23 protein-coding genes are annotated in these 25,096 nt (G+C 47.1%); 6 read left to right on the top strand and 17 right to left on the bottom strand.

The genetic code is table 11. The features are described from left to right. Window positions 1-65 precede the first annotated feature (65 nt). The 3 genes from SPEA_RS21095 to ompR all read right to left on the bottom strand — a co-directional run bounded on the left by SPEA_RS21095 (window position 66) and on the right by ompR (window position 4,303). A complete protein-coding gene (locus tag SPEA_RS21095) occupies window positions 66-2,006 on the bottom strand; it encodes a methyl-accepting chemotaxis protein (RefSeq protein ID WP_012157209.1) in 1,941 nt (646 codons plus the stop codon). A gap of 126 nt (window positions 2,007-2,132) precedes the next feature. Next, complete coding sequence (envZ, locus tag SPEA_RS21090) at window positions 2,133-3,449, bottom strand: two-component system sensor histidine kinase EnvZ (protein ID WP_041411665.1); 1,317 nt, start codon at window positions 3,447-3,449, stop codon at window positions 2,133-2,135. Between the two features lie 128 nt (window positions 3,450-3,577). Beyond that, window positions 3,578-4,303: an osmolarity response regulator transcription factor OmpR gene (ompR, locus tag SPEA_RS21085; RefSeq protein ID WP_012157207.1), complete on the bottom strand. Its 726-nt coding sequence runs from the start codon at window positions 4,301-4,303 to the stop codon at window positions 3,578-3,580. A 338-nt stretch (window positions 4,304-4,641) separates the two neighbouring features. Between ompR and greB the strand changes: the two genes are divergently transcribed. Together greB and SPEA_RS21075 are read left to right on the top strand one after the other, a co-directional pair. Then, on the top strand, window positions 4,642-5,121 hold the full coding sequence (greB, locus tag SPEA_RS21080; protein ID WP_012157206.1) for a transcription elongation factor GreB: 480 nt from the start codon (window positions 4,642-4,644) through the stop codon (window positions 5,119-5,121). Window positions 5,122-5,274: 153 nt separating this feature from the next. Beyond that, entirely contained in the window at window positions 5,275-7,623 is a 2,349-nt protein-coding gene (locus tag SPEA_RS21075) for a Tex family protein (protein WP_041411154.1), read from the top strand. Window positions 7,624-7,679: 56 nt separating this feature from the next. Here the strand turns inward: SPEA_RS21075 and SPEA_RS21070 are convergent, their stop codons facing one another. Next, the gene (locus SPEA_RS21070; RefSeq protein WP_012157204.1) at window positions 7,680-8,177 is read right to left on the bottom strand and encodes a hypothetical protein; all 498 of its coding nucleotides are present in this window, start codon (window positions 8,175-8,177) and stop codon (window positions 7,680-7,682) included. Window positions 8,178-8,299: 122 nt separating this feature from the next. Then, the gene (gene bioH / locus SPEA_RS21065) at window positions 8,300-9,067 is read right to left on the bottom strand and encodes a pimeloyl-ACP methyl ester esterase BioH (protein WP_012157203.1); all 768 of its coding nucleotides are present in this window, start codon (window positions 9,065-9,067) and stop codon (window positions 8,300-8,302) included. Window positions 9,068-9,088: 21 nt separating this feature from the next. Here bioH and SPEA_RS21060 point away from each other — a divergent pair, with 21 nt between their 5' ends. Further along, window positions 9,089-9,838, top strand: a complete 750-nt coding sequence (locus SPEA_RS21060) for a ComF family protein (RefSeq protein WP_012157202.1) — start codon at window positions 9,089-9,091, stop codon at window positions 9,836-9,838. Window positions 9,839-9,872: 34 nt separating this feature from the next. Here the strand turns inward: SPEA_RS21060 and SPEA_RS21055 are convergent, their stop codons facing one another. Further along, a complete protein-coding gene (locus SPEA_RS21055; protein WP_041411152.1) occupies window positions 9,873-12,413 on the bottom strand; it encodes a M14 family zinc carboxypeptidase in 2,541 nt (846 codons plus the stop codon). A gap of 210 nt (window positions 12,414-12,623) precedes the next feature. On the opposite strand from SPEA_RS21055, the gene nfuA reads away from it, so the two are divergent. Beyond that, a complete protein-coding gene (gene nfuA / locus SPEA_RS21050) occupies window positions 12,624-13,202 on the top strand; it encodes a Fe-S biogenesis protein NfuA (protein WP_012157200.1) in 579 nt (192 codons plus the stop codon). A 92-nt stretch (window positions 13,203-13,294) separates the two neighbouring features. On the opposite strand, the gene SPEA_RS21045 is transcribed toward nfuA, so the two are convergent. Further along, window positions 13,295-14,626: an MATE family efflux transporter gene (locus tag SPEA_RS21045; RefSeq protein WP_012157199.1), complete on the bottom strand. Its 1,332-nt coding sequence runs from the start codon at window positions 14,624-14,626 to the stop codon at window positions 13,295-13,297. Between the two features lie 18 nt (window positions 14,627-14,644). Between SPEA_RS21045 and SPEA_RS21040 the strand changes: the two genes are divergently transcribed. Beyond that, on the top strand, window positions 14,645-15,691 hold the full coding sequence (locus tag SPEA_RS21040) for a polysaccharide deacetylase family protein (protein WP_012157198.1): 1,047 nt from the start codon (window positions 14,645-14,647) through the stop codon (window positions 15,689-15,691). 63 nt (window positions 15,692-15,754) lie between these two features. Here the strand turns inward: SPEA_RS21040 and SPEA_RS21035 are convergent, their stop codons facing one another. The 6 genes from SPEA_RS21035 to SPEA_RS21015 all read right to left on the bottom strand — a co-directional run bounded on the left by SPEA_RS21035 (window position 15,755) and on the right by SPEA_RS21015 (window position 19,992). Next, the gene (locus SPEA_RS21035; protein WP_012157197.1) at window positions 15,755-16,384 is read right to left on the bottom strand and encodes an SCO family protein; all 630 of its coding nucleotides are present in this window, start codon (window positions 16,382-16,384) and stop codon (window positions 15,755-15,757) included. A 34-nt stretch (window positions 16,385-16,418) separates the two neighbouring features. Then, complete coding sequence (gene cyoE / locus SPEA_RS21030) at window positions 16,419-17,324, bottom strand: heme o synthase (protein ID WP_012157196.1); 906 nt, start codon at window positions 17,322-17,324, stop codon at window positions 16,419-16,421. 66 nt (window positions 17,325-17,390) lie between these two features. After that, window positions 17,391-18,374, bottom strand: a complete 984-nt coding sequence (locus tag SPEA_RS21025) for a COX15/CtaA family protein (RefSeq protein ID WP_012157195.1) — start codon at window positions 18,372-18,374, stop codon at window positions 17,391-17,393. Continuing rightward, window positions 18,364-18,507 (bottom strand): hypothetical protein, encoded by a 144-nt coding sequence (locus SPEA_RS23315; protein WP_190272086.1) that lies wholly within the window; start codon window positions 18,505-18,507, stop codon window positions 18,364-18,366. Before SPEA_RS23315 ends, SPEA_RS21025 begins: the two co-directional genes overlap by 11 nt. 12 nt (window positions 18,508-18,519) lie before the next feature. Further along, window positions 18,520-19,062, bottom strand: a complete 543-nt coding sequence (locus tag SPEA_RS21020; protein ID WP_012157194.1) for a redox-active disulfide-containing membrane protein — start codon at window positions 19,060-19,062, stop codon at window positions 18,520-18,522. 195 nt (window positions 19,063-19,257) lie between these two features. Further along, window positions 19,258-19,992, bottom strand: coding sequence for an SURF1 family protein (locus SPEA_RS21015; protein WP_041411151.1), 735 nt, complete (start codon window positions 19,990-19,992; stop codon window positions 19,258-19,260). Here SPEA_RS21015 and SPEA_RS21010 point away from each other — a divergent pair. Continuing rightward, window positions 19,991-20,209, top strand: a complete 219-nt coding sequence (locus SPEA_RS21010) for a DUF2909 family protein (protein ID WP_041411150.1) — start codon at window positions 19,991-19,993, stop codon at window positions 20,207-20,209. The two genes, SPEA_RS21015 and SPEA_RS21010, sit on opposite strands and share 2 nt — an antisense overlap. A gap of 20 nt (window positions 20,210-20,229) precedes the next feature. On the opposite strand, the gene SPEA_RS21005 is transcribed toward SPEA_RS21010, so the two are convergent. The 4 genes from SPEA_RS21005 to coxB are packed head-to-tail and all read right to left on the bottom strand — an operon-like array spanning window position 20,230 to window position 24,874. After that, window positions 20,230-21,105 carry a cytochrome c oxidase subunit 3 gene (locus tag SPEA_RS21005; RefSeq protein WP_086024378.1) on the bottom strand — a complete coding sequence of 292 codons (876 nt, stop codon included), beginning with the start codon at window positions 21,103-21,105 and terminating at the stop codon, window positions 20,230-20,232. Window positions 21,106-21,107: 2 nt separating this feature from the next. Continuing rightward, window positions 21,108-21,683: a cytochrome c oxidase assembly protein gene (locus tag SPEA_RS21000; protein WP_012157191.1), complete on the bottom strand. Its 576-nt coding sequence runs from the start codon at window positions 21,681-21,683 to the stop codon at window positions 21,108-21,110. Between the two features lie 2 nt (window positions 21,684-21,685). Then, complete coding sequence (gene ctaD, locus SPEA_RS20995) at window positions 21,686-23,290, bottom strand: cytochrome c oxidase subunit I (protein WP_012157190.1); 1,605 nt, start codon at window positions 23,288-23,290, stop codon at window positions 21,686-21,688. A 9-nt stretch (window positions 23,291-23,299) separates the two neighbouring features. Continuing rightward, window positions 23,300-24,874 carry a cytochrome c oxidase subunit II gene (coxB, locus tag SPEA_RS20990; protein ID WP_012157189.1) on the bottom strand — a complete coding sequence of 525 codons (1,575 nt, stop codon included), beginning with the start codon at window positions 24,872-24,874 and terminating at the stop codon, window positions 23,300-23,302. Between the last annotated feature and the right edge of the window lie 222 nt (window positions 24,875-25,096).

Genomic DNA, 25,096 nt, shown 5'->3' with positions numbered 1-25,096 from the left:
TTGCCGGCACTATATTATTGCGTCACTTATGATTCATTGAAGGCAGTAAAGCCCACTACCGTTGCCTAAACAACCTTGACCCCTAAGCTGTTACCGATATTTTCAACACTCTGCTGAACCTCCGCGGCGATAACGCCAGATTGCTCTGATGCTGCCTTGGCGTGATTTTTCAGGCTTATCATTGCGTTGGCAAAGTCATCTAAATGACGGACTTGCTGTTGAGTATGCCGGGCGCCTTGTTGGGCGGTAATGGCCATTTCACTGGCTTGTGTTTGTACACTTTGGGCGACTTGCCACAGGCTATTTGCACGAGATCTCTGTACTTCGGTGGCATCCTTAATCCCTTCCACTCTAGAACCCAAATCGCCGTTGGCTTGAGTGAGTTGCTTGAGTATGTCCATTATTTCTTGCAGCGATATTTGAGTGCGTTGAGATAGGTTACGCACCTCTTCAGCCACGACGGCAAATCCGCGGCCCTGCTTCCCTGCTCTGGCGGCTTCGATAGCAGCGTTTAGTGCTAGCAGATTTGTTTGCGCGGCAATATTGCCGATAACATCGATGATTTGCGACACATCGGCAACCGAAATCGATAGGCTAGTTAAGGCTTGATGACAATGGTCTACGGCAGAGCGGGTCTCGTCGGTAGCATCGAGTACAGCCTGTGCCTCTTGTTGGCTTTGTTGCATCTGCAGTTGCGTTTGTAGAGCACTGTGTTCAACTTTCTCTGAGGTGTCACACACCTCTTTGGCTAAGGAACGAATGTGTTCGGTCTGCTGCTGTGCCGTTAGGACGACTTGTTGAGTTTGCTCTGTGCTTGCCGAAATATGATCAATGCGATTAACCAGTTGAGTTAGCGAATCAGAGACTTGTGTCATCTGTTGTCGTTGTAACTCATCTTCACTTTCAAAGCGATTGAGTAACTGATTAAAATAAGCGGCTATTTGTCCCGTTTCACAGCGCCTGAGAATAGGGATGCGTTCGCGACTATTTGATTCGGTGAGCTTGTGGAATGCGTTGCTGAGTTGTTTTAGCGGATTAACTACCCGGCGCTGCAATAAAATGAGGTAACTGGCGGCAAAAATAATCAAGATGGAGACCATGGTATAGATGGCAAACATCAGTTCTTGTTTCAGGATCACATTCTGCTCTTGCTGTTGAATGCCTAGCGCTAATAACTGTTGCTCTATAACGCTAATATCTTGAATTAATGATTGTTGTGATTGTTGATTATCAATCATTAAGGCGTGAGTGTTATCGATCTCTTTACTGTAGCGTTTACTCAGGCTAAGGAGTTCGGCTCTCGCATCTTCTCCTATTTCTATGGTTTCTGGTTCATCTTCGCCAAGGGTAAACTCGTCCGTTTCAAGTACCTCATAAACTCCGATTAACGCGAGAGAATTGAGCCGAGCATTCCACTCATTTAGTTCGGTGACTTGGCTCTTTAATATCGACTTGAGTCGATCTTCTTTGCCGACAAGGTAACTCTCACTGATCTGCGACAAGTTATAGATTAGCGGCGGTAAACCCCGGGTTAGCTTTAAGTATTCATTGGCGAGTGCCGGATGTTCGTCTAATCCTATGATGGCGTAATCCGCTAAGCGTGCATTGTAATCAAGCATCTCTGATTCGGCGTGGGCTAATAGCTGTCTTGGGTTGCCTGCTAACTTCCCCGCAGCCCGGTAATCACTATCTAAGGCTTGGGTAAAGGCTATTACAACTTGCTGTAGTTGTGTGGTTTTTAGGTCGTTTAGTGAAGCGATTTGCGTCTGCATATGCTCAAGTTTAACTTTAGCGCTGTTAAGCTTATTGCTGTCTCCGCTAGATAAATAGCTATCGAGTTCACGTCTTATCTCGACTAAAAAACTCTGTTGGATCTGTTGCAGTTGCAAGGTCTGTTGTTCGATGAGTTGGCGTTTGTCGTTGCTCCACAGCACCACCGAAGCCAGTAACGCCGCAATGAGTAACAGTGTAATTGAGGCTGAAAGGGAGAGCGTTGAGATTTTCATCTTGAATGCCAAATACTTGAGATGGCGCTAGAATATGGCTTTTTCGTTACAAATAAATTACAGATTAGTCTTTATTTTAAATGACTTGAACAAAATCGATTCTGATTATGACGATTACATTAATGGCTATTCTATTGGCAACCAGACTTGAGCATGTAATCCGCCCTCGCTGCGATTAGTGAGGATCACCTTGCCTTGGTGTCTATCGACAATTCGTTTGATGATTGCTAAGCCTAAACCTGACCCAACACTGCCGCGAGCCGTATCGCCTTGGGTGAAAGGTTGAAATAACTTGGGGATCTGCTCTTCGTCAATACCTGGGCCGTTATCTTCGACGCTAAAGCCAACATACTTCCCATTAAATTGTGAGTTAATGCGCACCCAGCCGTTACCATAACGGTAGGCATTCTCGACTAAATTACTGATCACACGTTTGACGGCAATAGCTTGCATTGGCACGATAGGGCAGGTTACTAACTCTGATTCAATATCGCCTTCACGGTTAGACTCTGCCTGAATAACATCCTGAATTAGAATGTTAATTTGCTCAAGTTCCCGTGTGCCTTCCTGATCTTGCCTGATGTAAGAGATAAACTGATTGATGATGGCGTCCATATCTTCGATATCGTTAACTATGCCATCTTTCAGATATTGATCTTCCTCCACCATCATCTCTGATGCGAGTCGGATACGGGTCAGAGGCGTGCGCAGATCGTGAGAGATCCCGGCCATCAGCAGGGCTCTGTCTTGCTCCAGTTGCTTCATGCTGTGAGACATCTGGTTAAAGGTGTTGGTCACTTCGACAATTTCTGTCGAGCCACTTAATGGTAGCGGCTTAGGGTAGTCACCACGAGACACGGCGATGGCCGCTTTTTGCAGTCGTCTAAGCGGACGATTTTGCTGGCGAGCAAACCACCATCCTCCGGCCACACTTAACGCGCCAATGACCATCAAATATAGTGTTAGCGGCGATAGATTTTTTTCGTTGAGTCCAGTCAGTGGCACTCTAATCCAGATAGAGGGGGCTTGAGGTGGGCGGATCCAGATCTCAAACTCTTCTCCCTGAGCGATGCGCACTTCAGCCTCGCCACCTAGATATTCAGACATTTGGGAAGATAAGAAGCTGTAGTAAGTGGTACGCTCGATGCCAGCTTGGCGAGCTTGCTTCTGGTTATAAAACTGCATGGTGTCATCGCGCACTTTAGCGTTAAGGGCATCGACTATGGTGAGGTGTTCGCGGCCGATATCGACCCCATCGACGAAAAGCAGTTTCACTTGTCTCGCTATCAGCTGGTTTATCTGCTGATAGCTGGGTTTAATGAAGTAAACGGCAACAGAGATGTAGGACACTAGCTGATTGGTGAGCAGCAAACAGCCAATTAGCATTACGGTTTGGCTGAAGGAGCTGCGTGGCAAAAAGCGTTGCCACCATCGTTTATTTATAGCCACTTAACTATTGCCACCATCGTTTGTTTATAGTCACTTAACTATTGTCACTTAGTCATTGTCACTTAGTCATTATCTCTTAGTCATTATCACTTAGTCATTATCACTTAATTATTGTTGCCGAGTTATTTGCGTGACTGGCCATCTGGCACAAATACATAACCTAAGCCCCACACAGTCTGAATGTAGCGCGGGTTGGCAGCATCTTTTTCAATGAGTCGACGCAGACGTGAAACTTGCACGTCAATTGATCGCTCTAGTGCCGAGTAATCGCGGCCACGTGCCAGATTCATCAGCTTGTCACGTGAAAGGGGCTCTCTTGGATGGCTGACAAGCACTTTAAGCACGGCAAATTCGCCGCTAGTCAGTGCGATGCTCTCTTCGCCATGATGCATTTCACGGGTCGCAAGGTTTAGAGAGTATTCACCAAAGGTGATCTCTTCTTCTTGCTGGGTTGGAGCACCTGGCACCTCGGGGGTTTGACGACGCATAACGGCTTTAATGCGGGCTAATAGCTCTCGTGGATTAAAGGGCTTTGGCAAGTAGTCATCGGCACCTAACTCTAGGCCGATGATTCTATCTACTTCGTCGCCTTTTGCGGTCAACATCACGATAGGAATTGGGTTGCCAGTTTGACGAAGTCGGCGACAGATAGACAGGCCGTCTTCACCGGGAAGCATTAGATCGAGTACTAACAGGTGGAAGTTTTCTCGCTCGAGTAGGCGATCCATCTGTTCTGCATTGGCGGCGCTACGCACTTGATAACCTTGCTCCATCAAGTAACGTTCTAGTAATGCGCGTAGTCTCATATCATCGTCGACGACGAGAATTTTTGAGGTTTCGTGTCCCATGCTTAAGGTCCTTTTAACTCGGCGGCCAACTCTGTATTAGTAGGCAAATAGCTGATATTGAATGTGATTCATTCTAATATAGCTGTTTTAATATGTTAATGACTAGCAGGCATTTTTGCTAATGCCACTAAGCCTGATCTTAAACATAAGCATGCTTGGTCTAAGTTTTTGAATATAAGCGTATTTAATGCTTCTTTGTCAGCAAGTTTAAATTGTAAGTAAATTGACATAGCTAGCTATTGGCTCGATAAGCTCAATACCTCTAGCTAAGCTTTGCTGGATTTATGCTATTATTTTTGCCCATGAACTGTTACTCCCCCCTTTAAAAAGTAGAAGCTATGAGAACCGCAATCGTCACTCGTGAAGGTTTCGAGAAACTGCAAAAAGAGTTGAACTATCTTTGGCGTGAACATCGCCCTGAAATCACCAAAATTGTAAGCTGGGCTGCGAGCTTAGGTGACAGAAGTGAGAATGCCGACTATACCTTCAACAAGCGAAAGCTGCGTGAAATAGACCGCAGAGTACGTTATCTACGTAAAACCCTAGAAAATGTACAAGTTGTCGACTATTCGCCAGCACAAGAGGGCAAGGTGTTTTTTGGCGCCTGGGTTGAAATCGAGAATGATGATGGCAACAAGCTAGCGTTTAAGATTGTCGGATATGATGAGATCTTTGGTCGTAAGGACTATATCTCCATCGACTCGCCAATGGCCCGTGGTTTGTTGAAGAAAGAGGTCGATGATGAAGCCGTGATCAAGACGCCGACAGGTGAGCAGGTTTGGTATATCAATCGCATCTCATATCAAGGCTTTGAATAGTCAAATAACACCGAATGAGATTGACCCACTAATACCTTAGTGGGTTTCAGTGCTCAATTGCACTATTTGTCGCAGTATTAGCATTAACCAATGCCATGGGCTGTGGTATCTTTGGCAAAATCCCCTTTATCAACTAGGCTCGACCTCTATCTTATGCAAAATATTGCACAGCTCATCGCTGAAGAACTGAACGTTCGTCAGCAACAAGTTATCGATACCATTTCATTACTCGACGATGGCGCAACAGTGCCGTTTATCGCACGTTACCGTAAAGAAGCCACTGGTGGCTTAGATGATGCGCAATTGCGTACTCTATACAGCCGTTTAGGTTATCTACGTGATCTGAATGATCGTCGTAACGTGATTTTATCGAGCATCGAAGCCCAGAGTAAGTTAACACCTGAGTTGCAAGCGGCAATCAATGCAGCAGATAGTAAGACGCGTCTAGAAGATCTCTATTTACCTTACAAGCCAAAACGCCGTACCAAGGGCCTTATCGCCATTGAAGCGGGGATCGAGCCTTTGGCTGACTACCTGTTGGCAAACCGACAGGTAGATTGCGAAGCGGTTGCTAGCGAATATATCAATGCCGAGGCCGGCTTTGCCGATGCTAAGGCGGTACTCGATGGTGCACGCTTTATCTTGATGGAGCGTTTTGCTGAAGATGCCGAATTACTGCAAAAAATTCGCGTACAAGTAGAACAAAATGCTGTGTTTGAAAGCCGCATGGTTAAAGGTAAAGAGAAAGAGGGCGCTAAGTTTAGAGATTACTTCGAGCACTCTGAAAAGCTGACTAAAGTGCCATCTCACCGTGCACTTGCCATGCTACGCGGACGTAATGAAGGCATGTTAAGCCTCAATATCAATGCCGATCCGCATCAAGAGCCTAAGCAAGCTAGTTACTGTGAAGTGATTATTATCGAGCACTTTAAGTTAGGCTTAACAGATAGCGCCGTTGATACATGGTTAAAGACCGTTGTTGCGGCAACGTGGAAAGTTAAAATCGCCCTGCAAATGGAAACTGAGTTTCTTGGTCGCATGCGTGATACCGCTGAGCAAGAAGCAATTAAGGTTTTTGCCCGCAACTTAGGCGATCTATTGATGGCAGCTCCTGCCGGTGCTAAAGCGACCCTAGGTTTAGATCCGGGTCTTCGCTCAGGTGTGAAAGTCGCTATCGTCAACGACACCGGCAAGTTGATGGCACACACGACTATCTTCCCGCATGCCCCACAAAACCAGTGGGATAAGTCGGTAAGAACCTTAGCTAACCTTGTGAAGATGCATAAGGTTGAGTTGATTGCTATCGGTAACGGTACAGCCTCACGTGAAACCGATAAACTAGCTGCCGATCTGATCAGCCAAGTAAAGGCTGAGCTACCTAGACTGACTAAGATTATGGTCAGCGAAGCGGGCGCTTCAGTGTATTCAGCATCTGAGCTAGCCTCGGAAGAGTTCCCGAATATCGATGTTTCGATCCGCGGCGCGGTATCGATTGCTCGTCGTCTGCAAGATCCATTAGCCGAGCTAGTGAAGATTGAGCCAAAGGCGATTGGTGTGGGTCAGTATCAACACGATGTAAGCCAGAGTCAGTTATCAAGCTCGCTAGAAGCGGTTGTCGAAGACTGTGTGAATGGCGTAGGCGTAGATGTGAATATGGCATCTGCTGCGTTGCTGGCTCAGGTTGCGGGTCTTAATAAAACCTTGGCACGTAACATTGTGACCCATCGTGACGAGCAAGGCCGTTTCAACAACCGTAAAGCGCTGCTTAAAGTGGCACGCCTTGGGCCTAAAGCCTATGAGCAGGCAGCGGGCTTCTTACGTATTAGTGAAGGGGATAACCCACTCGACGGCTCTTCGGTGCATCCAGAGGCCTACTCATTAGTTGAGTCGATTGCAGCGGCTAAAGGTGTGTCGGTTGCCGAGCTAATCGGTAACTCAGAGCTACTTAAGGCGCTAGAAGCCAAAGATTTTATCACCAGTGAATTTGGTCTGCCCACAGTGACAGATATTCTCGCCGAGCTGGATAAGCCGGGACGCGATCCTCGTGGTGAATTTAAAACCGCCACTTTTAAAGAGGGCGTTGAAGAGATCAAAGACCTTAAACTGGATATGATCTTAGAAGGTGTGGTAACTAACGTGACTAACTTCGGTGCTTTCGTCGATGTGGGCGTGCATCAAGATGGTTTAGTCCATATCTCATCGATGACCGACAAGTTTATTGACGATCCGCACAAGGTGGTTAAAGCCGGTGATATCGTTAAAGTTAAGGTCATGGAAGTTGATGCAGAACGTCGCCGTATCGGCCTAAGTATGCGCCTCGATGATAAGGCTGGCGATGCACCTAAGAGTGCGCCGCGTCCAGCAAACCACCAAAACAAAGGTGCCCCTAATAAAGGCGCTAATCAGCAGCGTGGCCAGCAAAAGACTCACAAACCTAAGCAGCAGGCTAATGCCGCTATGGGTAATGCCTTTGCCGATGCGTTCGCTAAACTGAAGAAGTAATCGATAAAGCGAAAATCGCGATACAAAAAAACCGACAACTGAGTTTGTCGGTTTTTTTATGCGGTTGCTAAAAAGTCTGACGGGCTATCAGGCTTAGTGCGCTGATGGTAAAACGCTTCAATTCGGACGCCAAACGCTTGATAAAACTGTAGCGTTTCATTGGGCAAGCTTAGCTTGCTGTCACTTTTTACTTCCGGACTGGCAACGGCTTGCTCGGGGATTTTTATATCGCTGCGCTTGAGTGGACCACGCTGGCTAAGAAGCTGTTTTAAGTTGAGTGCGTTACTCTGTTTCTGCTTTTCTTGGCCTGATTGCTCTTGTTGTTGAGACTGACCTTGCTGTTTGTTTTGCACCGAATCGCGCAGCTTAGCTTGGGTCTGAGTTTGATCGGCCGTGCGCTCATGCTGTGGATTAAAGGCACGCTCTTCATGGCCTTTGGTTGGCTGCTGCGGAGGAATAATAGGCGGGCGCTGCTGGCTATCTGTGCGCGCAGAATCGGTTGCAGCATTAGATGTTGCAATCGGCACGTTGGGATAGTTGGTCACCACTAACATAAAATTACCCGCGAAAAGTTATGTTTAAATATTAACCAATCGCAGGCGAAAAATAAAGCTAACTATTTAGACTGGTTAGCTTTAGATTGAGCAAATTTAGAATAACAAATTTGTTGTTTTAACTAGACTTGCTCGTCGAGCCATAGATTGAAGCCGTCGAGAAACTCTTGCTGGTGGCTAATAAACGGCGCGTGAGAGGCCTTGTGAAGTAATAGGTCTTGGCTTTGCGGCAGCTGTGGCATGGCTTTTATCATTCTGCGCGGCACTAACCCATCTAATCGTCCCCAGACTCTTAGCCAAGGTTGGTTGATTTGAGATAACTCGGCACGTAAGTCGACCCGTTCAAGCATCGCTAATCCTTGGGCCAGAGCTGTCTGTTGAGCCTGAGGTTTAGTAAGCACTAACTCACGTAATTGTTTGATATCGCCCTTGGCGGTTTCGCTACCCATGGCTTGGATAGCAAGAAAGCGTTCGATGGTCTTATCGAGATCTTGAGTCAGCTGTTGGGCGAATTGGCTCAATACCTTTTCCGGGATCCCCGGCCAGTCTTCACCCGCCATAAAGCAAGGCGATGAGGCTATGGTGCATAGCGCCGACACACGCTGCGGATGATGGATGGCGGCTAATGTAGCAATGAGTCCGCCGAGTGACCAGCCAGTCCAGATCGCTTGCTCAGGAACCGCTTCTAAGATGGCGTTTAGCCAGTCGTAGATATCGCCATTGACCGCTGGGCTATGGCCAAATCCCGGCAGATCGACGAAGTGAACCCTATACTTGGCTAATGCGCCCTGCAGTGGAGTAAATACGGCGCTGTTAACCCCCCAACCATGAAGCATTACAACATCGGGCCCTTGACCGATAGATTCGATATGTAGCTGGCTCTGACTCATTTTGGGCCTCATGGGTTAACGTTGAAACTTAACAATGAAAAGGATTTCATTATTAGCAAAACACCTTGGACTCGGTGGTTATCGGCAATTTTACCCAATCGCTGTTTATTGTGCCATCAACATATTGATTCGGTTAATCGTGGGATCTGTTCCGTTTGCCTGCATGCTTGCCGTTATCAAACGCCCATCTGTTTGGGCTGTGGCGGTGAGATGCTAATAAGCATGGCTTTCTGCGGTCATTGCATGGCATCGACGCCATTAACCGTTATCGCTCCCTGCAGTTATCACCATGGCCTAGGTCACTGGGTCGGACAGGTTAAGTATCAGGCGCAATTTGCGGTGATCGATGTGCTGGTGGACGCGCTGGTTCAGCGGATCCTCTATCTAGAATATTTAGGCTTTATCCAGCTGCCACAGGCGTTGATTGCCGTGCCGCTACATAAGAGCAGGCTGCGGCAACGGGGCTTTAATCAGGCTTGGCTAATCGCTAAGGCACTGTCTAAGCGACTCGATATACCACTGGTCGATAATATGCTGTTTAGGATGAAAGAGACTCAGCCGCAAGCGGGATTGTCGGGTAGGTTACGGCGTAAAAACCTTAAAGGCGCCTTTGAGCTTTCACCTGAGTTTAACTGGCAGCGGGTAGCGCTGATCGATGATGTGGTGACCACGGGCACGACGGTAGAGGAGATCGCGAAATTATTGCAGCGAAAGCACACTCAGGTTCAAGTTTGGTGCCTGGCTAGAGCCGAGGCACCGGGGCGCCGCTAAATGCTATAGCTATCGAGTGACAGTTAAGGGGCTATTAGTGCAGCGCTGGAATGAAGTAAAGCGCATTGGCATAAGCTTTCTCAGAGCCAAGCCAAATATTTCTAAACAGCAGATTATCGGCTAGTGCCACGATGGCGCCCTTGTTACGTGACTCGACGATAATCGCCGGTGAATCACTGAAGCTATTCTGGTATTCCTTAGCAAGGTAGCCGCTTAGTAGCGGCTCAGAGGCGTAGTTTGCCGCGACAGAAAAGGCTTTGGTGGTTTGTGAGAAGCCCAATACCTTATTTTTCATCACTGGCAGACGATCGCCGTTGAGGCCAAAGCTGATGGGATGGCTAGTATCGAGTTTCAGTTCGACGATTGCGCCACCTATCTGTTGTTTGGCACTGAAATTTGATTTCTGCTCGAACGAGAGACCATCGGCATCAAACAGCTGCTTATAGAATCGCTCACTGCGGGGATCGGTTTTAAGTAAGTTGGAATCACTTAGCCAGTTCAGTGCGCGTTTTTGTGCAATGACCACACCACCTTCAGAGGTAAACTGACCCAGCTTACGGGCAAAACGATCGCTTAAGGTTTTGTAGTTGCCATCGGCTAGTAGCACATGACTGTAATCGGCTAATGTTATCGACGTGAGATCCTTGCTATCGACCAGAGTGGTGGCGACGCCTAAGGTGTTATCTAAGTAATACCATAGCTGGCCGACCTCGGAAACAGAGGTGCCTTTACCGCTTACGATGAGAGGGCGAATAGGCTTTATCAGGTTAAAGTCAGGGCTGCCTAGATCTATGCCTTTGCTAGCGGCGCTGGTATTAGCCGCGATAACATTCACCTTAAACTGTTGCGCTAATTGTTGCACGCGCTGGCCTATCTCGCTTGCCGAGATGTTATCTTGCTTTAGCGGCACTTGCAGAGTACCAGCAGCAAAGTCTATCTCGCCATTTGTGCTCAATATGCTAAACGGCTTGGCGGCAAATTTAACCTTGATCTCTTGCTTGAGCAATTGCTGCAGCAATAAAGCTGCTTGGCTGTCACGCCAGTCTATGAGTAGGGCGACAGCATTCTTGTTCCAACTCGGAGGCACAAATTCCGCTGGTGTTTGGCTGAGTACGCTGAGTTCGAGTTTAACGTTGCGACGCAGGTTGAGATTGAATGCATGTTGCAGATCCCAGGTGGAGATATCGTAAAAGGTCGGATCGACAAATTCGCTTCTGTCGTCAAACATTGCCTCGAGTAGCGCACTCTGTGCCTGTTTGTTGGGGATGAAAATACTGCTATCGACCCCAAAATCGATGCCAGACTGAGTGAGTTTATTGGTGAGGTAGTAATATTCTATTTTGTGCTGGCTGAGCAGCTCTGTGAGCGCTCGGATCCGGCTTGGATCCTTGTTGGTCGTGAGTAGTAGCCCTGCCTGACGAGGCTTTTTCTTCATCGCTTTCTGATGCTTACCCTTAAAAAATTCGGCCTGATATTGCTCTAGTTCCGACTTTAACGCCAAGGCACCTTTGAGGCTTGAGATTGAGGTCGCATATTGATTCTCTATGCCCTCTTGCAGGTGCACTATGCCATTGACCGAGTCCTGTTGTTGGCCGCGGGCGCTCGCCTGTTCAAACAAGACCCCTATGGCACCGTTGATATCGGGATAGGTAGAGCCTTTGCCATAGAAGAAATCATCGAATAACTGACGGCTAAAGTAACTCTGCTTATTATCATCTAGCGCGGCTTGGTGGTAGGCGGCCAATTTTGCAGTGAGCTTCTGGTTGCCAGCTGGGGTAAGTGGATGGGTGCGTTCGGGGACGCCGGGCTGGAAAAAGTAAGTGAAGTTATGGCCCATCTCATGAAAGTCGCCCACATAGTGGGGCTGCCAGCGGTGAAATAGGGCGACACGACCTTGAGATTCGGGATGACGTAGAAACAGCCAGTCGCGATTAAGGTCGGCAAAATAATGGTTACTTCTACCCGTAGGCCAGCCCTGTTTATGCTCCTTATGATTCGGGTCGCTGACAACAACTTTGCCGGCATAGCCAGTGGCCCAAGTTGAAAATCGGTCGAGTCCATCGGGATTTTGGCTCGGGGTGATGAGTACAACTGCTTGCTCAAGTAACTCCTTAACCCATTTATCTTCGCTGGTGGCCAGCATATGGCTAAGCTTTAGTGCGCTATGGGCGCCGCTGATCTCGTCGCCATGAATCGAGTAGGCAAGCCAGATAATTAGTGGTCCACCTTGCTTACCTAGATATTTGACTTGCTGTCTCTGAGCTAAGATTTCATCCAGCTTTGACTGGTTGTTTACCGAGGTGATAACGGCGGTTAACTGCTGCCTTGCCTCATGACTTTGGCCTGTATTTTCTAGCGATACTCTGGGGTTTTGTGTGGCGATCTGTTTGAGGTAGTAATTAATCTGGTCGTGTCTAAGTAAGCGCTCTCCGAGTGGGTAGCCTAAAAACTCTTCGGGGCTAGTGGTGTTGACACCATAGAGCGGGCTGTCTGTTAAACGCGTCTTCTTTGCTTCGGCAAAAAAGGAGGATGAGATCAAAAAAGCACACAAAAAAACAAGACAGATTCTGAGCATGGAGTTTTTCATTATATTTATAATATAGCGGTTAAATTAACAGCTCGGAGGCGACAAAACCACTCTAGGTGAAGATAAAAAACTGTGACGCAATCGCTATTTATTCTTAATCTGTGAGCCTTGGGGGCTACAAAGGAATGCAGAGTAAGAGTATTATAGGGTTAATTCTTACTAAAACACTCAGGTTTATCCCTGACGGAGCATGTTTTCATGATTACCATTTCCGAAGCAGCTCAGGCGCATTTTGTTAAATTGTTATCAGATCAGCCTGAAGGAACTCACATTCGAGTATTTGTTATCAGCCCAGGTACTGCGCAGGCTGAGTGTGGCGTATCATATTGTCCACCAGACGCTGTTGAAGCTGATGACACAGAGATCGAATTTAATGGCTTTAATGCCATGGTTGATGAGAAAAGCGCTCCTTTCCTTGAAGAAGCGACAATTGACTTCGTTACCGATCAGTTAGGTTCTCAGTTAACGCTTAAGGCACCTAACGCTAAAATGCGTAAAGTGTCTGATGACGCTTCATTATCTGAGCGTATCGAGTATGTTATCCAGTCTGAAATTAACCCACAGCTTGCTAGCCATGGTGGTAACATCATGCTAGTTGAAATCACTGAAGACGGCATTGCAGTATTGCAGTTTGGTGGTGGTTGTAATGGTTGCTCTATGGTTGATGTAACTCTAAAAGATGGTATCGAGAAGCAACTACTTGATATGTTCCCAGGTGAACTATCAGGCGTTAAAGACGTGACCGAGCACCAGCATGGTGAGCACTCTTACCAGTAATACTGGATGCAGAATTTGCATAAAAAACGCGGCTCTAGCTCTAAGTCTAGGTCGCGTTTTTTGTTTCTTACTCAAGAAAGCAAATATAAAAGCTAGTTTAAAATCAGTCTGAGCCTAAACCAGTAATGCAGCGAAAGTAACGCACTGCGGGCCAGCATAAAGCTGCTCATGGCTGCCCATAAGGCAAAGTTACCCTGCTGTTCTAATAGGTACCAGACCGGGAAAAATACGCCAAAAGTAGATAGAATCATACTGTTACGCATCACCTTGCCCTGAGCTGCACCGATATAGACACCATCAAAAAGATAGGAGCCAAAGGCGAGCAAGGGGATGAATATAATCCAAATCAGATATTGTTCGGCCACTGCTTGTACTTCACTGATGCTGGTCAACATAGCGATAATCTGCGAACCCGCGAGGGCAAAAAATAGCGTAAAGCCTAATGCGGCAATGGCTGACCATGCCCAGGCTAATGTCACCGATTCCTGCATTAAACGGCTATTTTTCTGGCCATGAGCTCGACCCACCTCGGCCTCTGCATAATAGGCGATGCCATCGAGTGCATAGGAGATGAGTAGCAATAAGTTGAGTAATACGGCATTGGCTGCAACGGTATTATCACCTAAGCCTGCGCCGTAAAAAGTCATAAAGGCAAATGATGCTTGCAAACATAGGCTACGAATAAAGATGTCTGTGTTAAGGCTCATCATCTTGGCGTAGCTTTGCAGGGAAAGCTGCTTGATGAGTTGTAGCAACTTAAAATCACCTAGCTTACCAAGCTGACTGCGAACCATGGTGAGTGCTACTAAGAAACCAGAGATATCGGCGAACACAGAGGCGAGTGCCGCTCCTTTCACACCCCAGCCAAGACCTAGCACGAAGATGACATCTAATACGATATTTACTAGGTTTGCCACAATCAGTTGCCACATCGCGGCCTTAGGTTGCTGCCGCCCAAGGAGCCAGCCAAGAAGCACTAAATTCATTAGGGCGAAGGGGGTCGACCAGATCCTGATCTGGAAATACTCTCGGCAATAGCGCTCGACTTCGACGCTGGCATCTGACAACGCCATGGCTAAATTCACTATGGGTAGCTGTAATGCGATAGCGGCAATACCAAACAGGAGTGCTAGACTTGCTGCTTGTACCAAGAGTTTAAATTGTTGCTGGGTGTCGTTGGCGCCATAGGCTTGAGCGACTAATCCCGTGGTCGACATGCGTAAAAATCCTAGCAACCACAAAATTAAGGTTATAATCGTTGACCCAACTGCCACACCGCCTAAATAATAGGCGTTACTAAGGTGTCCAACAACGGCGGTATCGACAAGTCCCAGTAATGGCACCGTGATATTTGATAAAATCATCGGTAGTGCGAGGGCAAACAGTTGTCGGTTTTTTTGTGGGTTTAACAGTAAGGCAATCATTTTAGAGGTCTAATATTTATGGTTAAAAACGTGTTGCTAGCGCTACTTGCGCTGACAGGTTTTTCGGCTCACGCGACGGTGATCCTACAGTATCATCATGTTTCGGATAGTACGCCAGCGATCACCAGTGTTACTCCTGCGCAATTTAAAGAGCAGATGCAGTATCTGGCGGAAAACAACTTCAACGTCGTGCCACTTTCAACTGTGGTGGAGTCAATTAAGGCTAAGAAAGCACTGCCAGCAAAAACGATTGCGATCACCTTCGATGATGGTTACCGCAGCATTGCTAATACAGCGCACCCCATTTTAAAGCAATATAAATTCCCCTACACCCTTTTTGTCTCGGTTGAACCGATCCTAAAAGAGTATGGCGAAATGATGAGCTGGCAGCAGCTGATCACGCTATCTAACGAGGGAGCGGAAATTGCCAACCATAGTTGGGGGCATGAACACCTTATTCGTAAAGAGGCGGGCGAAACGGATAAGCAATGGCTAGCACGTATCGAGAGCAATATTTTGCGCACTGAAGCCGAGATTGCTAAGGCGACAGGGCAAAACTTGAAAATGCTGGCTTACCCATACGGTGAATACAATCGGCAGATTGAAGATATGCTCGACAAGCACGGCTTTGTGGCGTTTGGTCAGCAATCTGGAGCGGCAGGTCCATACTCGCCATTAACCGCGTTACCTCGCTTTCCTGTAGCAGGTGTTTATGCCGACCTCAACAGCCTAAAGGTAAAGCTGCATAGTTTGAATATGCCTGTGCTGGCTCAAACGAATAGCAACCCTGAGTTGGCTCAAGGCCAATGGCGACCAGAGATTAAGGTGACCCTAGATATGAGTGATATCAATGCGTCACAGCTGATGTGCTTTATTCAGGGACAAGGTGCTAAGAAGCCAAGTTGGATCTCTGATAATGAGTTTAGTATTCAGGCCGAGCTTGATTTGCCTGCGGGGCGCTCACGTTATAACTGTACCGCGCCAAGTAAGAGTAAAGGTAGTTACTACTGGTTCTCACAGCCTTGGATTAGGCCTAAGTCAAACGGTCAGTGGATTGCTGAATAGCTTTTAAAGCAAAATAAAACGTCATCATTGGCGTTTTTTTTTGCTCGAATTTTACGATGTGTATTAACCGGAATACTTATCAATAATTGCATTGACGTCATGAATTAAATCGCTATTTTTGATCTGCGGCAGTTTTCCCGGACTACTCGATTTCGGCTTGATGATGGCGATCTTCTCCCCTTGAGGTGAAACTAAGGCAAATGAGGCGCTGTGATCGACCTGATAATCAGGGCCATTTCCTACCATGGCATAGACGAAACCTAAGCTGCGAGTCACCGGAAACAACTGGCTATGCTCTCCGGTTACGGCGATAAACTCGGGATTAAAGAATTTAATATAGTTTTCTAAGGTTTCTGTAGAGTCTCTTTGAGGATCGACCGACAGGAAAATCACCTGCAGCTCGGCTTTGTCTGTGAGCTTGGGGTAGGCTGAGCTCAACTTGCCCATGGTGGTAGGGCAAACATCTGGGCAGGAGGTGTAGCCGATGAAAAACAGACTCCACTTGCCAAGCAGGTCGGTATTGCTAAAGCTATTGCCCCGTTGATCTGTTAGCGAGAAAGGCGCTAATGGCAGCGGCGCCGGATACTCGAAGCTGGTTTGCAGCGCTAAGTTCTTTGGCTGAGCTAACTGTATGCTTGCGTATACGCCCGCTGCTACCATTAACACGGCCGCAATTATCCAGGTGAGTTTCATGGTTTATCCTCGCTCGGTAACGGGCTTGTTCTCGTTACACCCATAAATAATGATCGACCAGTAAAGCGATAAATAGCAGCATTAAGTGATAGATAGAAAACTTAAATACATTCATCGCAAGCCCAGGGGTTTCATGGAACTTGAGCTGCCAAGCTTTATAGATAAAGCCAGCACTGAGCAGGGTTGAACTTACTAGATAAACCGGGCCGCACATGCCGACTAATACTGGTAATAAACAGGCTATGGCTAACAATACCGTATAGAGAAAGATGCAGGTTTTGGTGAATTCAACGCCGTGAGTAACCGGCAACATAGGAATATCCACCTTGGCATATTCGGCCTTACGGTGAATCGCTAGCGCCCAGAAATGAGGCGGCGTCCATGCAAAGATGATGATCACCAGCAGCAGTGCATTACCATGAAACTCTCCCGTTACTGCAGTCCAACCTAGCAGTGGGGGCATGGCTCCAGCCAAGCCCCCAACCACAATGTTTTGCGGCGTCGCTCGTTTCAAGTAAGCGGTATAAACCACGGCATAACCGATTAAGCTGGCAAAGGTGAGCCAGGCGGTGAGTGGATTTACTAAGGCATAGAGGATGATGAAACCTAATGTCCCTAGAATAGAGGCAAAGCTAATCGCCTTGATTATCGAGATCCGCCCTTTAGGCAGTGGGCGGTTGTAGGTTCGAGCCATTAATCCGTCGATGCGGCGATCGATTAAATGATTAAAGGCAGCGGCAGAGCCTGCCATCATGCCAATCCCTGCCATGCCAGCAATTAATGGCACGAGTGGAACGGTCCCCGGGACGGCTAAACACATACCCACTAAAACTGTGAGCAGCATAAGTGCGACGACTTTAGGCTTAGTCATTTCATAATAGGCGCGCCATTGAAATAGCGGGCTTGTTTGGCTTCTTGGTAATGCGATCTGTTTTGCCATTAGTGAAACCTCGCGATGTATTGGTGCGGTAAGATCAGGGCGTTAGTCGTTGTCATTTAAGGCCCTCTATGCTTTGCGCCATAAGGCGTAGTTGATAAATACTAAGGTAAGCAGCAACAGTGCTGCACCAGCGTTATGAGAGACGGCGATACCTAGCGGCAGGTGTAAGACGACATTACCAATCCCTAGTCCCACTTGAACGAACACGAGTGCCATGAGTAGCCAAGCGGCATTACGTATCGTGGTAGATTTTGCCGTGGTAATGAGCTTAAATGCTAAGTACAACAGCATGGCTGCAGTAATGATGGCACCGACGCGGTGGGCCACATGAATAGTCATTCTGGCTGGGTAATCTAAAACGCCATATTCGAAGCTGGCATGATCCCCTTGAAAAGGTGAGAAGGCTTTAGCAAAGCTTAGGTTGTCGACCCAATTCCCCTCACACAAAGGCAATGTGGTGCAGGCGAGCGCGGCATAATTTGATGATGTCCAGCCGCCTAATACGATTTGCAGCAGTAAAACGCCGATACAGATAGCGGCAAAGCCAGCCAGTTTACGTGCTGCAGGGTCACCACCTGGGATCCGTAGTGGTTTGCTGCGAAGATAGAGCAATAACAGTAGTGAAAATAGCGCAAACCCGCCCAGTAGATGTGCCATCACAATAATCGGCATCAACTTCATCGTTACGGTCCACATGCCTAATGCCGCTTGAAAGATAATGAGCGCGGCTATAAACATAGGCAGCTTCTTAGGGGCATCATCAGTCTTAAGACTGAGTACTAAAATTAGTAGGACTAGCAAGCCTAAGGTGCCGGCGATATAGCGATGGATCATCTCTAGCCAAGCTTTTTCAGTTTCGACAGTATGTTCTGGGAATGCCTGTTGAACTTGATTTAACTCGTGGATCTCGGTAGGCACCTTGAGCATACCGTAGCAGCCTGGCCAGTCTGGGCAACCAAGGCCCGCATCAGATAGGCGAGTGTAGGCACCCATTAAAATCACACACAGAGTAAACACTAAGGTGATCTTTAATAACGACTTAATCTGCATGGTAACCACCTCCAATAAGGCTGGATTTGGTCATGGCTAATAGGGAATAGGCTTGCCTATGCATAATGACGCATAAGTTAAACACTAAGGTGACTTTTAATAACGACTTAATCTGCATAGACTGATTTTTCATAAAAGCCCCCCTTTAGCCAATTCGCGAAAGCTTGAGTAGCTTACGTAGATCGGCGACTAAGGCCTTGCCTTGCATGATCTGTGCTTGATGATCTTCGGCTATTGGATAGCTCATGACTAAACTGCCGAGGGGATCGACGATAATGAATTCTTGTTGGTTGAGTAATTGGCTAAGCTGCTTAGATGGTGTGGCAGTAACAAAATCGAAGCCTGTTAATGCGGCAGTATCACTTTGCTGATTAACCATAATGATGGTGTGTACGCGGTCTTGATTACGGCCGAGGGCAATATGGCTCTGCTGTAAGATATAGAGCCTATCTTCACAGATGACATCGCAATGGCGAGGTAATTGATATAACAGTTGCCACTCTTGAGGCTGAGGATTAGCCATGGCTAGATTGGTATAGCTGACGCTATCTAATAGCTGACCTTTATTGGTCGCGCCACCATTGTATAGATTGAAACTGAGTACTAGTTTTGCCGCCATGACGGGCAGGGCAAAAGCCAGTATTAATAACATTAGCGTTTTCTTGCCGTTCTTTTTGGGGGAGTTCATTCCATCTCCTCTTTCTGTTATTTCATCCTATTTAGCGCACCTGCTAACGCATATAGTTAGTCATTAACGGCTAAAAAACGGTTGAGAATAATCCATCAAAATAATTGATCAGAATTGAGCTTCCCGGAACGGCTAGGTCGCTTAATTTCTAACCTACAGTGTCTATCTGTCATTGGCAATAGGCTAATGACCTTGTTATCTATCAGGCTGTTTTAGTTTACGAAACAACAGATATCCCATTAGCAATGCAAACACGCCCGCCATTGAAAACCATTGTACGGCATAACCTTGATGCTTCTGTGAAGAGAGTGGAATAGGCTGCCACGGGTGAGGGTATGTGTTGTCGAGGTTACTTGGCTGTAAGACTACACTGGCTAAAGGCTTATCAATCAATTGAGCTATCTGGGGAATATTGAGGTTTTGGATGCGTTTGGGCCAAGCGGTTTCGGCCATTAATTCTGAGCTCATTGGGTTTATCTGCTTTTGATAAACGCGGCCCTCTAAAACGCTTGGCTGACTAATGGGTTTTACATTGGGTAGTTGTGAGCGGCTGAGCCCTGCGGGGATAAAGCCGAGTTCGACCAGTAACCAAGGCTCTAGCTCACTCACTTGCACAGCTTGTAGAGCAAGGTAGCCCACTCTTCCCTGATAAACCTGATTATCGAGCAGAAAGATATCTGTCGAGACTGGGCTCACTGAAGTTTTGAGTTTAAAACCAGTTAAGGCTTCATCTTTAGAAATATTGAGTAACTGAGGATAGCTGAGTACAGAGGCGGCTTGTCTTTCGCTCAGCTGTTGTTGCCAGTTAGCCTTAAAATGGGCGCGTTCAAGTTGCCAAAAACCTAACTTGACCAAAACTGAAAACACTATCACAGTAAGAAGCACAATAAATAACCAAGCAAGATTCATCTTAACACGAGGAGAGCCCATGTCTGTTTTGTTAATCTTTAAATTGGTCCTAGTGCTGCTACTGCTATTCATACTGTTTAATCTAGGCCGCGCCCTGTTTATTATGGTGAAAGGAGAGACATCAGTTCCTATGAGCCAATTCTTAGGTCGACGGGTTCTGTTCTCTGTATTGGTCGTTTTTTTACTGCTAGTGGCGTTAGGGACTGGAGTCATTGCTCCTAACTCCAGGCCCTATTAATGGTTAAGTTCTATCTTGGATTAAAGTACATACACAAAGATAAATAGACACAGCCACACCACATCAACAAAGTGCCAATACCAAGCACCAGCTTGGAAGGCAAAGTGCTTATCTGGGGTAAAATGCCCCTTGAGCACTCTAAAAAATAGCACTATCAGAAACACGGTACCTAAGGTGACGTGCATTCCGTGAAAGCCCGTTAATAGGAAGAAGGTGTTGCCGTAAACGCCCGCATCTAGAGTCAGTCCCATCTCTTGGTAGGCATGAATATACTCTTCAGCTTGCAAGCCTAGGAAAGCGATACCCAATAAAATAGTCAGGCCTAACCAAATGGTTAACGCTTTACGTTTATCTTTCTCGAGCCCCACGTGGGCAAAGTGTAATGTTACAGAGGAGGTCAATAGGATTAAGGTGTTATACAAGGGCAGACCCATCCAGCCCATAGCTTGGGTCGTGCTGCCGTCTGGTGTAGTGATTAGCGGCCAAACAGCTTCAAAGGTTGGCCATAACACTTCATTGGTCATGGCGTTATTCGATGCACCACCTAACCAAGGCACTGATATCATACGGGCATAAAATAACGCACCGAAAAAGGCGGCAAAGAACATGACTTCAGAGAAAATAAACCAGCTCATGCCTTGCCTAAAAGAGCGATCCATCTGCTTGGAGTAGAGGCCTGCCATCGATTCGGCTATAACGGTTCTAAACCAGCCAAAGATCATAAATATAATCACGGCAATCCCTGCGAGTAGGATATAGCCGCCGCTGCCGCCTTCTGCTTGCAGTTGTGAAACATAGCTACCAGCACCAAAGGCGATCAGAAATAGTCCAATTGCACCGATAATCGGCCAAGCGCTTTGCTCTGGAACGTAATAATTTTCGTGCTTATTTTCAATGGTCATCTAGCAGCTCCTTGCTCTACAGCAGTGCTGGCGACATAGCCTTTGTCGGTGATGTTGTAGAGCGTATAAGAGAGGGTCAAGGTTGATATTGAATCTGGTAATTCGGGATCCACAAAAAATATCAGTGGGAGATCAGCTTCGGCATTGGCCTTTAATACTTGCTGATTGAAACAGAAACATTCCGTTTTATTAAAATAAGCGGCGCCTTGCCCGGGAGACACCGACGGAATCGCTTGGCCAACAATATGGTTTGCAGACAAATTTGTTGCAACAAAATGAGTCCGTATAAGCTCGCCGGGGTGAACTTGCATAGTATTAACCTCTGGTTTGAACGTCCAAGGCATATCACTTTGCACCTGAGACACAAACTCTACGGTAATGGTTCTGTTTTTATCTATTACAACGGGCTGATAAACGCTGGCGGTATTTTGGGTTTTACCGTTAATCCCCAGTGCGTCGCACAACACGTCGTACAAAGGAACAAGCGCAAATCCAAAGCCAAACATGCCCACAGCGCCAATAATTAGCATTATGATCAGTTTGCGATTGGATTTACGCTTTAACTCAGCCATGTTTACTTCACCTCTGGTGGCGTAGTAAACGAGTGATAGGGAGCGGGGCTTGGTATTGTCCATTCTAGACCTTCGGCTCCTTCCCACGGTTTAGCTGGCGCTTTCTCACCACCGCGAATACATTTAATCACCACGGCTAAGAAAATCAGCTGCGACAGACCAAAAGCAAATCCCCCGATGGAGACTATCTGGTTAACATCGGCAAATTGAATCGCATAATCAGGGATCCGTCGTGGCATACCCGCAAGCCCAAGAAAATGCATTGGGAAGAACAATACGTTCACCGAAATAACTGAACACCAGAAGTGCCAGCGGCCTAATGTTTCGCTATACATGTTGCCCGTCCACTTTGGTAGCCAGTAATAGGCCGCCGCCATTATCGAGAATATGGCTCCGGTGACTAACACATAGTGGAAATGCGCCACTACGAAGTAGGTATCATGGTACTGGAAGTCCGCGGGAGTAATCGCCAGCATCAAACCTGAGAAGCCGCCGATAGTGAACAAAATAATAAATGCCACTGCAAACAACATGGGGGTCTCGAAGCTGATCGAGCCTCTCCACATAGTCGCTACCCAGTTAAACACCTTTACTCCGGTGGGCACCGCAATCAACATGGTGCAATACATAAAGAAGAGCTCGGCAAATACCGGCATGCCAGTGGTAAACATGTGGTGTGCCCAAACCAAGAACGACAAGATTGCGATACTCGCCGTGGCATAAACCATAGAGGAGTAACCAAATAGACGTTTGCGGCTAAAGGCGGGCACAATCGCTGAGATAATGCCGAAAGAGGGCAAGATCATGATGTAGACTTCAGGGTGGCCGAAGAACCAGAAGATATGCTGGAACATCACAGGGTCGCCGCCGCCAGCGGCATCGAAAAAGCTAGTGCCGAAGTATTTATCTGTCAGCACCATGGTGACTACACCTGCAAGCACGGGCATCACGGCAATCAATAAAAATGCAGTAATTAACCAGGTCCATACAAATAGCGGTAGTTTCATCCAAGTCATGCCCGGCGCGCGCATATTAACTATGGTGACAACCACGTTAATCGCACCCATGATTGAGCTAATTCCCATTATGTGAACGGCAAACACAAATAATGCGGTGCTGTCAGGGCTATAGGTTGTCGATAACGGCGCGTAGAAGGTCCAACCAAAGTTAGGCCCGCCTCCTTCCATAAATAGCGAGCTTAGCAAGATCGAAAATGCAAAAGGTAGGATCCAAAAACTCCAGTTATTCATTCGCGGAAGCGCCATATCTGGCGCACCAATCATCATCGGAATTAACCAGTTAGCCAAGCCGGTAAAGGCCGGCATTACCGCACCGAATACCATGATTAAGCCATGGACTGTGGTCATCTGGTTAAAAAAGTTGGGCTCGACTAACTGTAGGCCCGGTTGAAACAGTTCTGCACGGATCACCATTGCCATGGCGCCACCGGTCAGGAACATGATGAAGCTAAACCATAAATAAAGCGTACCAATATCTTTGTGATTGGTGGTTAAAATCCAGCGCATGATGCCTTTCGGCGCCCCATGATGATGGTCATCATGGTGATCGTCGTGAGCGGCTGGTGAATCTTGTGTAATCGTGCTCATGTTAATCCCCTACTTTCCGTGACCATCAACATCAGAAGCTTGCACAGCATCTCCTGAGTCATTACCCCATGCGTTGCGTTCAAAAGTAATGACCGCGGCAATTTCTTGAGGAGTGAGCTGTTGACCAAACGCTTGCATCGCCGTGCCAGGCTTACCATTAATGACCATCTCAAGGTGGTCTGAAACAGGTCCTTTGATAATCGGGCTCGCAACCAATGACGGGAAAGCTGGTGGTAAGCCAGCGCCAGTGGCTTGGTGACAAGCAATACAGCTAGTCATATAGACCTTCTCACCCATGGTCATCAATTCATCCATAGTTAAGTCATCTAAAACAACGGCTTTAACATCTTCAGTCACTTCTACGACAGTCTCGGTTGCCGGTATGTCTGCTTGCTGGGTTTCAGGTAACGTTGCCGGTAATGTGGTGGCAATTGCTGTGTCTGAGTCATCAGATGCCGCAGGCGTTGAACTCCCCGAGTCGATATCCGAAGCTTGGATCATATCGCCAGAATCATTACCCCAAGCATTCCGCTCGAAGGTCACCACGGCAGCGATTTCTGTGGCCGTTAGCTGTTTTGCAAACGCTTGCATTGCGGTGCCGGGTTTACCGTTTACAACAATATCTACATGGCTGGCTACCGCTCCTTTAATTATCGGGCTGCCAATAAGGGATGGGAATACACCTGGAAGGCCTGCCCCGTTAGGTTGGTGACAAGCTGCACACCTTGCTAGGTAGACTTGCTCACCTTGAGCCATTAACTCTTCCATGGTCAAGGTTTGCGATAAAGCAGTCTTAGCTGCCGCTTCAGCATTTTGCGCGTGTTGTTGCTGAGTGATTAGCCAGGCATCGAAATCCTCTTCCGATAGTGCTTCCACTACAATCGGCATAAAGCCGTGGTCTTTACCGCAGAGCTCTGCGCATTGACCTCGGTATGTGCCGGGCTTGTCGATGCGGGTCCACGCCTCATTAATAAATCCCGGATTGGCATCTTTTTTCACAGCAAAAGCGGGCACCCACCAGGAGTGGATAACATCTTCTGAGGTCATTAAGAAACGTACCTTGCGATTGATAGGTAAAACCAAGGGCTTATCTACCTCTAACAGGTAGTTTTCGCCTTTGGTTGCATCGCCATCTATCTGTTCACGCGGTGTCGATAATAGGCTGAAGAACTCAATGTCTTGATCGAAATAACTGTAATGCCATTTCCACTGTGAGCCAGTGATCTTGACCGTTAGGTCGGCATTACTGGGGTCTTCCATGGCAATCAATGTTTTGGTTGCGGGAATGGCCATAAGTATCAAGATGATAAAAGGTACAATAGTCCACAGGATCTCGACTTTAGTACTTTCATGAAAGTTGGCGGCAACTGCGCCTTTTGATTTGCGGTGGTTGATCATGGCATAAATCATTACGCCAAATACTAAGATGCCAATAGCGCAGCAGATGTAGAGAATAATCATGTGCAGGTTATAAACCCTGTTACTGATATCCGTCACACCCTCTGTCATATTGAGTGGCATTTCTGATGCAACAAGCACGGGCGTAAATAGCAACGCCAGTACACTATACAACAATTGCTTCACTAGACTTCTCCTCTGTCAGCAAGACAAAGAAGAGTCACACAGTAAGTCTCTGCTCTATGTAAACTCTTCAGTTCCCAAAAAAGCAACGATGACTTCAAAGTGCGCGAGTGGTTTTGTCAAACTTGTCGTTATTACGACAGCGACTATTGTATTCCAGTATTCAATACTGGTTTGTGTAACCACGTAGGCACTTACGGCTGAAATATATCAGGCCGATTTCAG

Source organism: Shewanella pealeana ATCC 700345 (assembly GCF_000018285.1).
Taxonomy (GTDB): Bacteria; Pseudomonadota; Gammaproteobacteria; order Enterobacterales; family Shewanellaceae; genus Shewanella; species Shewanella pealeana.
Note: the sequence above shows the minus strand (reverse complement) of the source record. Positions and strands in the feature narration are given on the sequence as shown.

Bases quoted from the DNA above. Each gene is read 5' to 3' on its own strand.
- SPEA_RS21095 (WP_012157209.1), bottom strand. From the start codon at position 2,006: ATGAAAATCTCAACGCTCTCCCTTTCAGCCTCAATTACACTGTTACTC.
- ompR (WP_012157207.1), bottom strand. From the start codon at position 4,303: ATGGGACACGAAACCTCAAAAATTCTCGTCGTCGACGATGATATGAGA.
- greB (WP_012157206.1), top strand. From the start codon at position 4,642: ATGAGAACCGCAATCGTCACTCGTGAAGGTTTCGAGAAACTGCAAAAA.
- SPEA_RS21075 (WP_041411154.1), top strand. From the start codon at position 5,275: ATGCAAAATATTGCACAGCTCATCGCTGAAGAACTGAACGTTCGTCAG.
- SPEA_RS21070 (WP_012157204.1), bottom strand. From the start codon at position 8,177: ATGTTAGTGGTGACCAACTATCCCAACGTGCCGATTGCAACATCTAAT.
- bioH (WP_012157203.1), bottom strand. From the start codon at position 9,067: ATGAGTCAGAGCCAGCTACATATCGAATCTATCGGTCAAGGGCCCGAT.
- SPEA_RS21055 (WP_041411152.1), bottom strand. From the start codon at position 12,413: ATGCTCAGAATCTGTCTTGTTTTTTTGTGTGCTTTTTTGATCTCATCC.
- nfuA (WP_012157200.1), top strand. From the start codon at position 12,624: ATGATTACCATTTCCGAAGCAGCTCAGGCGCATTTTGTTAAATTGTTA.
- SPEA_RS21045 (WP_012157199.1), bottom strand. From the start codon at position 14,626: ATGATTGCCTTACTGTTAAACCCACAAAAAAACCGACAACTGTTTGCC.
- SPEA_RS21040 (WP_012157198.1), top strand. From the start codon at position 14,645: ATGGTTAAAAACGTGTTGCTAGCGCTACTTGCGCTGACAGGTTTTTCG.
- SPEA_RS21035 (WP_012157197.1), bottom strand. From the start codon at position 16,384: ATGAAACTCACCTGGATAATTGCGGCCGTGTTAATGGTAGCAGCGGGC.
- cyoE (WP_012157196.1), bottom strand. From the start codon at position 17,324: ATGGCAAAACAGATCGCATTACCAAGAAGCCAAACAAGCCCGCTATTT.
- SPEA_RS21025 (WP_012157195.1), bottom strand. From the start codon at position 18,374: ATGCAGATTAAGTCGTTATTAAAGATCACCTTAGTGTTTACTCTGTGT.
- SPEA_RS23315 (WP_190272086.1), bottom strand. From the start codon at position 18,507: ATGAAAAATCAGTCTATGCAGATTAAGTCGTTATTAAAAGTCACCTTA.
- SPEA_RS21020 (WP_012157194.1), bottom strand. From the start codon at position 19,062: ATGAACTCCCCCAAAAAGAACGGCAAGAAAACGCTAATGTTATTAATA.
- SPEA_RS21010 (WP_041411150.1), top strand. From the start codon at position 19,991: ATGTCTGTTTTGTTAATCTTTAAATTGGTCCTAGTGCTGCTACTGCTA.
- SPEA_RS21015 (WP_041411151.1), bottom strand. From the start codon at position 19,992: ATGGGCTCTCCTCGTGTTAAGATGAATCTTGCTTGGTTATTTATTGTG.
- SPEA_RS21000 (WP_012157191.1), bottom strand. From the start codon at position 21,683: ATGGCTGAGTTAAAGCGTAAATCCAATCGCAAACTGATCATAATGCTA.
- ctaD (WP_012157190.1), bottom strand. From the start codon at position 23,290: ATGAGCACGATTACACAAGATTCACCAGCCGCTCACGACGATCACCAT.